Origin of the sequence: Elizabethkingia miricola, assembly GCF_001675285.1 — a bacterium.
Lineage (GTDB): Bacteria > Bacteroidota > Bacteroidia > Flavobacteriales > Weeksellaceae > Elizabethkingia > Elizabethkingia miricola.
Genome location: NZ_LSGQ01000028.1, coordinates 192,553 through 206,036, shown reverse-complemented (window position 1 = coordinate 206,036; position 13,484 = coordinate 192,553). Strand labels below are relative to the sequence as shown.

Genomic DNA, 13,484 nt, shown 5'->3' with positions numbered 1-13,484 from the left:
TTAGAAATTGTGTATTGAATTTTGGCTAAGTTAATAAAAAAATGTTATGCATGCATACTAAATTTATCAAAATATATACATAGCATATTAATTATCATTTAGTTCACAGATTACAATGACTTGCTTTTAATTAATGATTAATATTGCGTTTTACAGCTATTAATGTGTAGTTTTTGTAATCCTGAATCAGGCTCTGCAATTACTTTGGAAGTGTAGGTCTGATTTCGATTTTAGATGGCAATGTTCTCGGGTTCATTTTCATCATATCAACAATCAGTTCCCCAATATCTTCCGGCTGAATTTTCCATTCATCATTGTCTCCCGGGCTATGATTGTTAAAGTGTGATTTTACAGACCCCGGCATTATGGTAGAAACTTTTACATTATACTTTCTAAGATCCAGCATTGCTGCTTGTGTAAAGCCTACAACACCAAATTTGGAAGCGTTATACCCTGAGCCGTTAGCAAAGAAATTGGTCCCTGCCAGGCTGGCGATAGAAATAAAATAACCTTCAGATTTTTTCAGCGCTTCTACAGATGCTTTTAGGGTGTAAAAAACGCCTGTAAGATTTGTATCTATCATATCCTGCCACGCTTCAACAGAAAGTTCATCTACGGGGGCGAAATGACCTAGCCCTGCATTTGCTACTACAAGGTCAACTTGTCCGAAGTGATTTTTAATTTCCTGAAGTGCTTTGTCTTCATCTTCAAAGTTGCGTACATTGGATTGTATCGCTAAGACTTTTGAAGGATCACTGGAAAGTTGCATTGCCGCAGCTTTTGCATCATCCAGATTTCTGCCACTAATGGCCACTCTCATTCCTGCATTTAACAAAACACTGGCGATACCCAAGCCTATGCCTTTGGTACCGCCAGTGATGTATGCTACTTTATTGTTTAGCATAAATTTCATTATTTTTTTAAATCCGTATAGTATTCAAAGAAATATGGAATAGACTCAATGCCCTTGTAGAAGTTAAATAGTCCGTAGTGCTCATTTGGAGAGTGGATTGCATCTGAATCCAATCCGAAGCCCATTAATACAGATTTACTTCCCAATACCTGTTCGAATAACGCTGTGATAGGAATACTACCACCGCTTCTGTAAGGTAACACTTCTTTTCCGAAAGCTTTTTCCATTGCTTTTTTTGCTGCCTGGAATTCTTCTGAATCACTTGGTAAAACATATGGCATACCACCATGGTGTGGAGTCACTTTTACTTTTACATTTTCAGGAGCAATTTTATGGAAATATTTGGTAAATTTCTCAGTAATCTCCTCAGGTGTTTGATATGGAACCAAACGCATAGAAATTTTAGCGAAGGCTTTTGATGGAATTACCGTTTTAGCACCTTCACCAGTATAACCTCCCCAGATTCCGTTTGCATCCAAAGTTGGTCTGATAGATGTTCTTTCTAAAGTTGTATAACCTTTCTCGCCTTCTACTCCATTTAAACCAATAGATTTTTTGAACCCTTCCGGATCATCTTTCAGTTTATTCATTTCTGCTCTTTCCTCCAAAGAAACTTCTTCTACATTGTCGTAGAATCCGTCTATTGTAATTCTCCCATCTTCGTCGATCAGTTGAGCCACCATTCTTGAAAGAACATGGATAGGATTTGGTACTGCTCCGCCATAAAGTCCGGAATGCAAATCTCTGTTAGGTCCTTCAACTTCAACCTCTACATAGCTAAGACCTCTTAGCCCTGTAGTTACAGTTGGCTGTTCGTTTGAATAGATATGAGTATCTGAAATTAAGATTACATCATTTTTCAGCTTCTCTTTATTCTCAGAAATCCAGTCTCCAAGGCTTTCAGATCCTACTTCTTCCTCTCCTTCGATAATGAATTTTACATTACAAGGCAAAGAATTAGTCTTCATCATTGCTTCAAAAGCTTTTACATGCATAAAGAACTGACCTTTGTCGTCCGCAGAACCTCTTGCAAATACAGCTCCTTCGGGGTGTAAAGGTGTAGTTTTTATAACTGGTTCGAATGGACCACTCTCCCATAACTCTAACGGATCCGGTGGCTGTACATCGTAATGACCGTATACTAATACAGTTGGAAGTTTAGGATCAATGATCTTTTCACCATAAACGATCGGGTAACCTTTGGTTTCACAAACTTCAACCTGATCCGCTCCTGCTTCTTTTAAATGCTTGGCTACAGCATCTGCGCAGTTAAGAACATCTTTACTGTATGCAGGGTCAGCGCTGATAGAAGCTATTTTTAATAGATCACAAAGTTCATCCAGAAAACGTTGTTTATTCTCCTGAATGTAATTTTGGGTTTCTGACATAATAATTTTTAATTTAGGTAAATATAAAAAATGTCCTGCGAAGCGCAAGACATTTTGATATGATAAATGTTATCTGATTATTTTTTAGCTTCCGCTATAGGCTTAGCTGTAGCAGAGTCTTTCACTGCTTTTACTTCTGCAGTTTTAGCAACTTTAGTACTGTCAGTCATTGCTGGCTTTTCAGCTTGTGAAGGTGCAAAGTTTGGTTCTGTTTCAGAAGGCTCCATATTATCTGAATAACGAGCAACATCCTCTGTTCTCTTTATCGTGTTTTTGTTTCCTCCTTGTGGAGCGCTACAAGATGCTATGGCAACAATTGCTACTGCAGATAAAATATATTTTTTCATATATCTATTTTTTATTATTCTTTATCGTTATAGAATCAGCATAGCTGATTTTATGCTCTTTTATTAACCGGTGTCAAAATTAACAATTCTACATTTCTAAGCCAAATAATGAAGCAATTTAAATTGATTTTAAAATAATTTTTCCTTTTTGGCTTTGTGTGAAGATTAGATACTGATTTCCACCATCTTTTATTTTGTATTTCTTCTTAATTTCATCCGGAGTCAATGGATAGTTTTTAGAAATGATATTAAAACGCGCCCCTTTTTCTATTTTCTTTGCTTCTACAGGTACTACTTTTAATACCCGGCCCGGAAAATCTTCAATAAAATCTATTGATGTGTATAGGTGGGTGTTAGGGTGAAGTTTCGACAGATTATAGTATTCAGAGATAAAGTTAAATGCTCCGGATTTTAATACAGCATTATTTGGAATGTATATATATTCAGATGTTTCACCAAAAATAGGTTTTGATTGCTGAATAGTGCTGAAAGCAACTTCCAATGAAGGTTCATTGCTTTCCAGATTATGAATTTTTACTGCGGGACTTTGATTAAAGTCTTTCTCAATAACAATTAAAAGTTCTTTAACTTCATTCTTTACAGCAATAATATAGATTTCTGAAATGCCCGATACCTGAGATACAAGCATAGAAATATCCATAAGTGGAGATAGCTTTACCACTACTTTATCCGTGAACTCAAATAATTTATTTTGGATTTCAGTAATGTCGGGAGACAGATCTTCCAGTAAAAACTTCTTTCGATTGTGTGTATCTCTTCTGGCTGGATCCAGATAAATCAGAGAAAATTTTTGATCATTATTTTCTAAAAAAACACCTAAATCTGAGTTTATGTAATCTATATTAATTTTATTTAGAATCAACCAGTTATGTGATACTATTTCAAGTAAATTTTTATTCTGTTCTACAAGAGTTGTTTTACTGAAATTTGTTGAAAGATAATAGGCATCTATACCATAACCACTGGTAAGATCTAATAAGCTTTCACCAGAAAATAAACTTGCCTTGAAGGCTGCAGTTGTTTCGGAGGAGGCTTGCTCCAGGTTTAATTGTGGCGGGAAAATAATACCATCCTGTAATAAGAATGGAAATTTCTTTTCCGCAGCTTGTCTGCCTTTTATCTGTTGGGCTATTTCCTGAATACTAACATCACTGAAAGGTGAACCAGATAGTAATAATTTTGTAAGATCCTGCCGGCTATTGTCTTTAATGAATCGTTGTACTTCAGGACGAAGGATATGGCTAAACTCCATAACGTTCGGCTAACCGGACAGGTTTTATCACAGATCGATTATAGAGTTCTTCCGGTGCTGTTTTAGCTTCTAATGCCGGATAAAGATTAACGCCTAAAAGCTTTATTTTACCCTCATCTAACCAGTTTTGCTCTTTAATTGCTTGATCATATACCAGTTTCTGAATTTTTCCAGATTCCAGATTACTAATATAGCCTCCTGATTTCTCAAGTTCAAGGAAAAGTTCCCATGCTCTTTCAGCGATGTCTTTAGTTGCATCTTCTACAAAGAAGCTTCCGGAGGTTGCATCTTCAAAAACATTGATAATACTTTCATAAGCCAGTACAATCTGTTGTTTGAAAGATATTTCCTCAGATACTGAATTTGTTTCCGAAAGTTTGTAGTCGTTTGCATAAACTGCATCTGCTCCACCAATCATTGCCGAAGCTAACTCTAATGTACTTCGGATAAGATTGTTCTCGGGATCGTTAAGACTTTTATTTCGCAAAGATGTTTCTGCAAAAATGTAGGGAGTATTCTCTTTGCTATATTCTTTGGATAGCTGATTTATTAAAATTTTCAGGGCACGGATCTTTGCGATTTCCAGAAAATACTGACTGCCAACTGCCACTCTGAATATTACTTGTTCAAATACTTCCTCTCCATATAATTCTGTAAGTTCCTTAGTCTTCAAAAGAGCAATAGCAAGTTGTTGAACTATTGAGGCTCCTGCATTCTGATAAATTGAAATGTCTATTCCTATTTTCCTTTTTGCCTCTGCGTTTAGAAGTGCTTTTCCTGTTTCAGGGCTAAAAGTCTCTCCATGTTCTATCCCTTTAAAGATATCCTGAAGACAAAAATAATTATTGTTTTTATCTTTTGCAGCAGCTGTATTTAAAGTAGCATCTTCATAAAAGAATGCTTTGTCCTGTAATTGTAAAGGTTCTTCTTTGATAAGAAATGCATAAGCATCTTCCAATAAGTAATCATTGTAAGGTGCAACCAAATGCATATTTTCTTCCAGACGGGGAAGTTTTACAGGTACAATATTCTCTAAAGTATAAAAAGGCTTGATTTCCAAGCCTTCAATATTTTCTTTTTCCAATACTTTATAGATATCTTCAGTTTTTAACTGTTTAGCAACCAGTTTTTCCCAATCCTGAAGATTCGTTTTTGCAAAAGACATATTTTATTTTTTTACACTGTTAGCGCTGTCAACTACCAAAATAAAGATTTCTTCATTTTTTTTCTTCATGAAATAGTTCTCGCGGGCAAATTTTTCACGTTCAGATTTGTTGAACATTAGCTTCTTATAAAAATTATCATTTTTCTGATATTCCTTTTTATAATAATCCAATTGTTCTTCATATTTCTTGATCTCTCCGTTTAGTTCATTAATAACTAAAAAAGATGTACTGTCGAAAAAAGTCATCCATACCAGAAATACAGTTATAGTAATGACATATTTGTTCAGAACATATTTCCGGAGAAATCTGAATCCTGAAGATGGTTTTTTGATATCTTTAATAAGATTATCCATTTTTATACACTTTGTTTCTTTAACGAGTTATTGATAACAGTTGTTAAAAAATCAATTGCAACAGTATTGTGTCGCATATTTGGTACGATAAGGTCTGCTTCGTTTTTAGATGGCTCTATAAACTCATTGTGCATAGGTTTCAGAGTTGTCTGATAACGATGTAGTACCTCTTCCAGATCGCGGCCTCTCTCCTGGGTGTCACGCTTAATTCTTCTGATTAATCTCTCATCTGAATCTGCATGAACAAATACCTTAAGGTCGAATTCCTTTAATAATTCCTTATTCGTAAGAACCAGAATACCTTCTACAATAAGAACATTTTTTGGTTCTATAAGAATATGATCTCCTGTTCTGGAATGAGTTACAAAAGAATAAACCGGCTGATCTATCTCCTCATGATTTTTTAACTTCTTTACATGATCTAAAAGTAAGTCAAAATCTATAGACTTTGGATGATCATAGTTAAGTTTTTCTCTTTCCGCTAAATTAAGATGTTGATTGTCTAGATAATAATTGTCCTGAGAAAGAACATTTACACCTTCAATATTAAGTTGCTGAAGGATTTTGTTGACTACAGTTGTTTTTCCTGAGCCTGTACCACCTGCGATACCTATTACGAGCATTTACTTTGATTTTGGCAAAGATAGAAAAAATGTCAATTACGATGAAAGTAATATGTGTGAAATCATTTTAGCAAATCCAGTTCGATAATGTTGTTGTCCTTTTTTAGCTTGTTTTTTAACAAAATTTCGTGGTCTCTTAGTTTTTGTTGTGGGGTTTTAATATTCCCATTGTCGTCCTGACTGTCGAATATATTTCCTTTCATTACCTCTATTCTATAGTCTTTAGCAGGATCTCTTCGATATTCTTTATAAATCTCAATATATTTTTCCTGTGATATCTCTATTTGGGGACTTCTTGTATTTACTACCGGATAATTATTGTAGTCAGGAATATTATTCTTTATCCCTGTTAAGTTAAATTTATGACTACCGATAGTATCTTCAAGCTTTAATATAAGCCCGGGCAAACCATAAAATTTATAAGGGCCATCTGGAATCGGAATGTCAGCAGTGAACCATGCAATCCATCTTCGACCGGCAAAATCAGTAATGGCTTTTTGTACATTAAACCCTTTGTATTTATCAGTTATCTTTTCTATATGCCATATCTGCTTTCTAAGATCAGTGACAGACAATCTCTTATTATAGGTACTAACAAGGAAAGTTAATTTGTAAGAAGGATGTTCTTTTATTATTCTGTAATCAATAAATTTAGAGTCTCTTGGAGGCATTATAAACTGATTTTTTTTGGCCATGCTTACTAGTGTGGAATCCGATATATACTTCTGCCCATCAAAAAAACCGGAACCTTTTTGGGTAATATCCAAATACATTATATTAATTTCTTTGTTTGCGACATCTGTAGAGTCCGGAACCGTAATGTATTCATATATAAAGCGTTTTACCTGTGCATTGGAAGTACAGTAAATGCAGATTGGTATAATAATAAAGAATATGTTTTTCATGATTGATATAGATTTGGAAAATAACAATGCTGACTGGATTTATTTTACGGTTTGTATTTTATGTTGTAGTTGATTTCTATAGGGTTATTATTTTCTCTTATTCTTTCTCTAATGACTTGGGTCATTTCTCTAAAATCTAATTTTTTAGTTCCTCCCATTCCGTCGTCAGTTACAGTTTTAAATTTTGAGATTTAACAAAAGCAAAAGGATCATTGTAATAATCAATTTGTATTTTTTCATATTCATTCTGGGTTATTTCTTTACCCATTTTGGTTGTATATAATTCTTTGTGATAGTATTTTTTGATTTTGATCAGTTGAAATACATATTCTTTATTTTTGTCAGAAATTTGAATTATTAATCCGGGTAGGTTATTGAATATATACGGTCCTTCAGGTATGCTAATTTCTTCAGTGAACCAAGCAATCCATCGTCTTCCTCCATATTCAACTTCAGCTTTCTGACATCTGAACTTTTCAATTACTTTTGTATCAGAAGAAAGCTTCCAGTTCAGTGGCTCAGTCATTTTAATATTAAATTTATCGGTACTTAAAGGCACAGATATAAACCTATAAACTGAATTATTATTCATGTTTTTCTTTATGTAGAAATAATCATTAAAAATTGTTGATCCGCTGCCACTGTAACCTGTTTTATTTTGTATTGAATCAGAATCTCTTGATTTTTCAGATCGAAATAATGATTCATTATTCAGAATATCCAAAAAGTATAACTGAGAATTTTTTTATTATTTTCTAATGAAGATTTATAAGTCATTATATACTCAATGGAATGACCTTGTCCATATGTGATTAATATTCGTAATAATAATACCTGAACCATTATTTTTTTTATAGGAATATTCATGTTCAGTATAGATTAAAAATAAATAAGGTCAAATAATTACTTAACCTTATTTATATTACCCGTTAACATTTTTTTAGTTCGACTCCGCTAACACAAGTTAGACTTCCGGTTCCGGGAGTGTGATCATGATTTACCGAAGTACTACAATTGTTAGTTCCTTCCCAACAGCATACATAACAGCCGCTTGGACTAAGTTCTTGCAAAAATCCTCCTGTAGCACACTTAAGATCTGCTCTTGAAAGCTTTTTTAAGGTTTTCATTTTTAAATTATTATAGATTCTCCTACTCTATAAGCTTTTCGGATTCCGCTACTTACATAAACATTTTTATGAATTAAGTTTTGTAAGTAGTTTAAAATTAAATATCTATTTTAGTATAAATTACTTTAATTTGAATAAAATAATTAAAAATATGCATAAAAGTATCTAGAATATGAATATTGTTGGATCTAGGATAAAAAGAATCCGTGAAGAAAAAGGAATTAAACAAGAATATATGGCTTATGAACTCGATATTTCTCAAAGCAATTATGGGAGATTAGAAAAACAGGACAGCAGACTTACTGTTCCTAAAATTCAAAAAATTGCCAGAGTATTAGGTGTTTCTGTAGCTTTATTGTTTGGTGAAGAAAATACTAATGTTGTAAATGAGGGTTATAATGCTTCCAATGAAAATGAAAAGCATATTGAATCTTTGAAAGAAGAAATAGATTTTTTAAGGAAAATGTTAAAAGATCAGGGAAAGTAAATTATTTGAAAATTAATCTATTTTCACCTTTTCTCCTGAAATCTCCGGAGAGATATTAAATACATAAAGAACGACAGCTTTTACACGTGCTAAAAACTCACGTGCATGGTTCCGGTAAAAGCTCTCATTACTATTTATATCCTGAGCATCAAAAGCATAGGCGTTCATTCCTTCATTTCGTGCCATAAATAAAGCTCTTAAATTATGGAATCCCTGAGACACAATGATAACATTGTTTTCCTGATAAATATACTTACATCTGAAAATACTGGCCTGAGTATTAAAACCTTTAGGATCTTCAATAATTGCCGATTGTGGTATCCCCCCATTAAAGATAAGATAGTTTCTCATAGCTTTAGGCTCGTCGTAATTCTTACTTTTTTCTCCGCTTACAATAATACGTTTTACTTTCCCGATATTATACAAAGCTGTAACAGCATCCATACGTGTTATAAAGTATGGATTTGCCCTGCCACCGATAGTTTTTGGGGAAGTACCAAGTACTAGAGCACACTTCTGGGCTGGAACTTTGCTCAGTTTTGTAAAGGTACGCCCGTCAGTAAGCGCAACAACCCATATGTTGGCTAAAAACATTAGCAAAATAAGGATTTCTGAACTGCGGATAACCGCCTTTATTAATATGTAAATCTTTCTTCTCAGATATTATCGAAGTTTAAATTAATTTCTCTGGATAAAGCTACACCAACGCAGGGTAAAATCAAACCGGAATCTGTTTCTTTTTCTGTTAGATATTCATTTTCTACCATATAAACTTCTCCTTCTTCCAAATGACATCTGCATGATCCGCATAATCCGGATTTACAGGAATAAGGGATGTCAAATCCTGCTTCTAAAAGAGCGCTTAGTATTCTGGTTTCATTAGAGGGAATATGATGTTCATATTTTTTACCAAAAAGAGTGAATTTTACTTCAATATCTTTTACTACAGGTAATTCCTCCTCTATTTCATATATATCTTCATTAAACTCATCAAAAAGTTCAAAATGAATATTTTGTTTTCTTATACCATGCTGATAGCAGGCATTGGCAATAGATTTAATCATTTCGCCGGGACCGCAGATAAGGACTTCATCGGTAGCGTCCCATATTGTAGATTCTTCATCTTCCTCATCCTGATCAAGAATTTGGTTGATAATAAGACTTACCTTTTTTGCATCCAGCCTTCCTTGGAACATCAGGTTTTGAGCTTTTTCTCTGGAGAAAAAGAAAAACGAATGAAATCTGTCTGGATATTGTGTTTGCAAGTCGGACAGTTCGTCTATAAATGCAATATTTTCTTTATCTCTGTTTCCATAAAACAGGAATAATCTTGTATTAACTTCATTATGAAGAATGTTCTTCATGTGACTAAGAATAGGTGTGATTCCTATTCCTGAAGCAAAACAAAGAATAGTTCTTTTCTCATTTGGTCTGGATCTTATCGTAAAACGCCCTTGTGGTTCCGAAATTTCAACAACATCTCCAGATTCCAGACTCTTATAAAGGTGATATGCAAAGCTCTCTTCGCTACTGTATTTAATTCCAAAGCTTAGCTCATTTTCATAAGGTGCCGAGGTATAAGAATAATCATTTTGTCTGTTTCCTAGTTTTATAGCAGAATATTGTCCTGATTCATATCGGAAAATATCTTTTAAATGTTCCGGAATTTCGAAGGTCAGGGAAAAGCTCGTTTTTGTCAATCGCTTTTTTTTGACTATTTTTAGCCAATGAAATTGAACTGTGTTTCTTATGGTAACGTTTTCTAACATTAACACAAAAATATATAAAAAAAGATGAAAAAGCTATTCTTTGGGATTACAATACTGTCAGCAATTGTTGCTTGTAAAAAAACAGATTCCCCTGTAACAGGAAATAAAAATAACGACAGAACTGAAATGGTTCCGAATCCGGAAGGGGAAGTTAAAGATTCCGGAAAAGCATTGCAGATCTTTGGAGAGGATAAAGTAGCGGAGCTTTTAAAGACTAAAGATAATGATACACTGTATGTTACTAATTTCTTTGCAACATGGTGCGGACCTTGTATGATTGAGATTCCGTATTTTAAAACTGAAATGGAAAAACTAAAAGGTGAGAAAGTTAAATTCACTTTTGTAAGTGTAGACCAGCCGGAAGATTGGAATACTAAAGTTAAAGAATTTGGAAATATCCAGGGACTAAGTAGTAATATAGTATTGTTTGATATGGTAAATGCAGCTCCTGGATTTGCTAAAAGCAATACCAATACATGGGATGGTGGTGCCATACCATTTACCAGAATGTCTAAAGGAAATAAAGTATTCGAGAAAGTTGGTACACTTTCCGAAGAGGAAATGCAGAGTAAACTTAACGAGTTTAAATAACCGACTGAATGTCAGTGAAATTTAGAAATATAAGTATAGGGCTTCTGGCCCTATTCTTTATCTTAGCCTTTATCAATCTGAATATAGGCTTTACTGATTTGAATTTTACTGATTTCTTTTCTTCTGATGAAAGCACTTCATTAATAGCTCAGTTACGTATTAACAGAGTTATTATAATATTTCTGGCAGGAATATCAATTCCTACAAGTGGCTTTCTTATGCAGGAGTATTTTCAGAATCCATTGGCGGGGCCTGAAGTTTTAGGAATAACCTCTGTGGCTTCTCTGGCTGTTGCCAGCTATATTTTTCTTACTAAAGATTTTACATTGCCAGAAGTTTTGCAAAGTGGCCTTATCAGTATGGCTGCATTTGCCGGCAGTCTTTTGTTAATGCTTATATTACTGGCATATTCCAAAGCCTTTACCGATAAAACCTACCTTATTATTTTTGGTTTTCTTATATCTGCCTTAGCCAGTGCTATTGTAAGTCTTATGCAGGTATATGCACAAAGCGAATCTTTAAAGAGCTATGTTTTATGGTCATTTGGTGCCAACAATCAGGTAACACTTTCTCAGATTGCTATTGTAGGTACTTTGGTCGCAGTCGGAATGTTTTTATGTTTCAGATCAATAAAACCTTTAATGGGAAATGCACTGGGGGAAAGCTATGCTAAATCTTTTGGAGTAAATCTGGAAAGACTAAAATACCTTGTTATTATTTGCTCTTCTCTGTTATCAGCAAGTATTACCGCATTTTTGGGACCTGTTCTGTTTATCGGAATTGTAGTTCCTCATTTTTGCAGAATGCTATGGAATCCTGCGCAGTTATGGCAGCAATGGATTCTCAATATATTATTTGGTGCCTGTTTGTTAGAGTTGTTTTCCATTATCTCGGAATTGGCTCATTGGCCTATTAATATTATATCTTCTTTGTTTGGAGTTCCTGTTATTCTGACCATGCTTGTTAAAATGAACCGTCGTGCAGTCTGAAGTTATTTTAAAATTAGAACATCTTGATATTGGTTACCAGAAAGCTTTGGTAAAAGATATCTGTGCGGAGTTAAAGCTGGGAGAAGTTTGTCTATTGATGGGAAATAACGGACAGGGGAAAACAACGCTTATAAAAAGTATCCTTGGTGAAAACAAATTGCTGAACGGTGATATTCTACTCGCTGAAAAGTCAATAAATACTTTGTCTGCACTACAAATTGCTAAAAAGATTTCAGTAGTATTTTCCAAAGCAACTATTCCAAACGGATTTAAAGTAAAGGATTTGGTAAGTTTAGGAAAGTACATACATTACCCATATTATTTTTCTCTTAACAAGAAAGATGAAGAAGAGGTTGTTGATATTATTAATAAGATTGGACTGCAGGAATATACAGATATGCCTCTTCAGCAGCTGTCGGACGGGAACCTGCAAAAAGCTTTTATTGGTCGTGCATTAGTGCAAAACACCTCTGTTATTATTCTTGATGAGCCTACAACGCATTTGGATGAGAAGAACAAAACTATTGTTCTTACCACACTTCGTATGCTGGCAAAAGAATATCATAAAACAATTCTGTTCTCTTCTCATGATTGGAGACTGGCAAAAGAATTTTCTGATAAGATCTGGTATATTAAAGAAGGAGGATTATATTCTGGTATTGCGGAGGATATACTGTCCACCCATCCGGAGCTGACAGCTCCTGCCCTTTTTCATTTCAATAAAGCATTTGTAACTCCTCATATTGAAGCACCTCAGTTACAGAAAGAAATGCTCTTCTCAGTGCTTCAAAAAAACTTCAAAAAAGACCTTTCCCAGTTCAATTTTATCTTTCAGGATGGTATTTGGGATATTTCTTCGGATACATTTCAAAAAAAAGCTGAAAGCTTTGAAGAAATTGTTCAATTAATCAGAAACCTTTAATAATCTGATAGTTCGGAAGCTTTAAATTAATATTATGCATGCATAGTATTATGCTTTTCATAGTTTTTAAAGTGTTGGTTTCGAATATTTTAACAAAAATTAACTTTCCTATGATATTATGCATGCATAATAATTATTAAATTTGAGAAGACCAGAATTTAATATTGATATGGATAATAACAAAGGAAGAGTTGATAACATTGATCTTGTTCTGAAACAGACCTGGCTGGCCGTTTCCAAAATGTACTCGGAGCGCGCTCAGGAATATGATTCAACAGCTGTTCAGGCTTTAACACTTTTAAAGATCGATCCTAAAGAAGGAACAAGGAGCACTAACCTTGGACCAAAGATGGCTATCGAGCCAACATCACTTACAAGAATCATAAAACTTCTTGAAGACAACGGTTATATCTACAAAGAAAAAACAACTACAGATAAAAGGGAGGTTATAATAAAGCTTACCGATAAAGGGCTTAATTCCAGGAACCTTTCAAAAGAAGTAGTGGTTAATTTCAACAAAAGAGTAATCGAAACCATTAACCCTGAAAAATTGGAAACTTTCAAGGAAGTAATGCGTGATATTTTGAATATAGCAAACGATTTAAATAACAAGAAATAAAATTCCAAATCT

17 protein-coding genes are annotated in these 13,484 nt (G+C 34.0%); 5 read left to right on the top strand and 12 right to left on the bottom strand.

Annotated elements, in window-relative coordinates; genetic code table 11:
- Positions 1-199: 199 nt before the first annotated feature.
- The 10 genes from ATE49_RS13640 to ATE49_RS20255 form a co-directional block, all read right to left on the bottom strand.
- On the bottom strand, positions 200-904 hold the full coding sequence (locus tag ATE49_RS13640; protein ID WP_065082659.1) for an SDR family oxidoreductase: 705 nt from the start codon (positions 902-904) through the stop codon (positions 200-202).
- 8 nt (positions 905-912) lie between these two features.
- Complete coding sequence (locus ATE49_RS13635; protein WP_034867022.1) at positions 913-2,301, bottom strand: dipeptidase; 1,389 nt, start codon at positions 2,299-2,301, stop codon at positions 913-915.
- A 77-nt stretch (positions 2,302-2,378) separates the two neighbouring features.
- A complete protein-coding gene (locus ATE49_RS13630; RefSeq protein WP_065082633.1) occupies positions 2,379-2,648 on the bottom strand; it encodes a hypothetical protein in 270 nt (89 codons plus the stop codon).
- A 118-nt stretch (positions 2,649-2,766) separates the two neighbouring features.
- Entirely contained in the window at positions 2,767-3,921 is a 1,155-nt protein-coding gene (locus ATE49_RS13625; protein WP_065082632.1) for a class I SAM-dependent methyltransferase, read from the bottom strand.
- Positions 3,911-5,086: a methylmalonyl-CoA mutase family protein gene (locus ATE49_RS13620; RefSeq protein WP_065082631.1), complete on the bottom strand. Its 1,176-nt coding sequence runs from the start codon at positions 5,084-5,086 to the stop codon at positions 3,911-3,913. The genes ATE49_RS13625 and ATE49_RS13620 overlap by 11 nt, the downstream gene beginning before the upstream one ends.
- 3 nt (positions 5,087-5,089) lie before the next feature.
- Positions 5,090-5,440 (bottom strand): FtsB family cell division protein, encoded by a 351-nt coding sequence (locus ATE49_RS13615; RefSeq protein ID WP_034867016.1) that lies wholly within the window; start codon positions 5,438-5,440, stop codon positions 5,090-5,092.
- A gap of 2 nt (positions 5,441-5,442) precedes the next feature.
- Positions 5,443-6,063: a uridine kinase gene (gene udk / locus ATE49_RS13610; RefSeq protein WP_009088536.1), complete on the bottom strand. Its 621-nt coding sequence runs from the start codon at positions 6,061-6,063 to the stop codon at positions 5,443-5,445.
- A gap of 62 nt (positions 6,064-6,125) precedes the next feature.
- Positions 6,126-6,968: a GLPGLI family protein gene (locus ATE49_RS13605; protein ID WP_081278482.1), complete on the bottom strand. Its 843-nt coding sequence runs from the start codon at positions 6,966-6,968 to the stop codon at positions 6,126-6,128.
- Positions 6,969-7,137: 169 nt separating this feature from the next.
- A complete protein-coding gene (locus ATE49_RS13600; RefSeq protein ID WP_065082630.1) occupies positions 7,138-7,692 on the bottom strand; it encodes a GLPGLI family protein in 555 nt (184 codons plus the stop codon).
- 205 nt (positions 7,693-7,897) lie between these two features.
- Positions 7,898-8,095, bottom strand: a complete 198-nt coding sequence (locus tag ATE49_RS20255; protein WP_143349676.1) for a hypothetical protein — start codon at positions 8,093-8,095, stop codon at positions 7,898-7,900.
- Positions 8,096-8,267: 172 nt separating this feature from the next.
- Between ATE49_RS20255 and ATE49_RS13595 the strand changes: the two genes are divergently transcribed.
- A complete protein-coding gene (locus ATE49_RS13595) occupies positions 8,268-8,582 on the top strand; it encodes a helix-turn-helix domain-containing protein (RefSeq protein ID WP_059344683.1) in 315 nt (104 codons plus the stop codon).
- 12 nt (positions 8,583-8,594) lie between these two features.
- Here ATE49_RS13595 and ATE49_RS13590 read toward each other — a convergent pair whose 3' ends face one another.
- Positions 8,595-9,176 carry a SanA/YdcF family protein gene (locus tag ATE49_RS13590; protein WP_065082629.1) on the bottom strand — a complete coding sequence of 194 codons (582 nt, stop codon included), beginning with the start codon at positions 9,174-9,176 and terminating at the stop codon, positions 8,595-8,597.
- Between the two features lie 62 nt (positions 9,177-9,238).
- The gene (locus tag ATE49_RS13585) at positions 9,239-10,282 is read right to left on the bottom strand and encodes a 2Fe-2S iron-sulfur cluster-binding protein (protein WP_081278484.1); all 1,044 of its coding nucleotides are present in this window, start codon (positions 10,280-10,282) and stop codon (positions 9,239-9,241) included.
- A gap of 93 nt (positions 10,283-10,375) precedes the next feature.
- On the opposite strand from ATE49_RS13585, the gene ATE49_RS13580 reads away from it, so the two are divergent.
- From ATE49_RS13580 to ATE49_RS13565, 4 genes are all read left to right on the top strand, one after another.
- Positions 10,376-10,942, top strand: coding sequence for a TlpA family protein disulfide reductase (locus tag ATE49_RS13580; RefSeq protein ID WP_065082627.1), 567 nt, complete (start codon positions 10,376-10,378; stop codon positions 10,940-10,942).
- An 8-nt stretch (positions 10,943-10,950) separates the two neighbouring features.
- Entirely contained in the window at positions 10,951-11,931 is a 981-nt protein-coding gene (locus tag ATE49_RS13575) for a FecCD family ABC transporter permease (RefSeq protein WP_059344679.1), read from the top strand.
- A complete protein-coding gene (locus ATE49_RS13570) occupies positions 11,921-12,853 on the top strand; it encodes an ABC transporter ATP-binding protein (protein WP_065082626.1) in 933 nt (310 codons plus the stop codon). Before ATE49_RS13575 ends, ATE49_RS13570 begins: the two co-directional genes overlap by 11 nt.
- Positions 12,854-13,022: 169 nt before the next feature.
- On the top strand, positions 13,023-13,472 hold the full coding sequence (locus ATE49_RS13565) for a MarR family winged helix-turn-helix transcriptional regulator (RefSeq protein WP_059154007.1): 450 nt from the start codon (positions 13,023-13,025) through the stop codon (positions 13,470-13,472).
- The last annotated feature ends 12 nt before the right edge of the window (positions 13,473-13,484 follow it).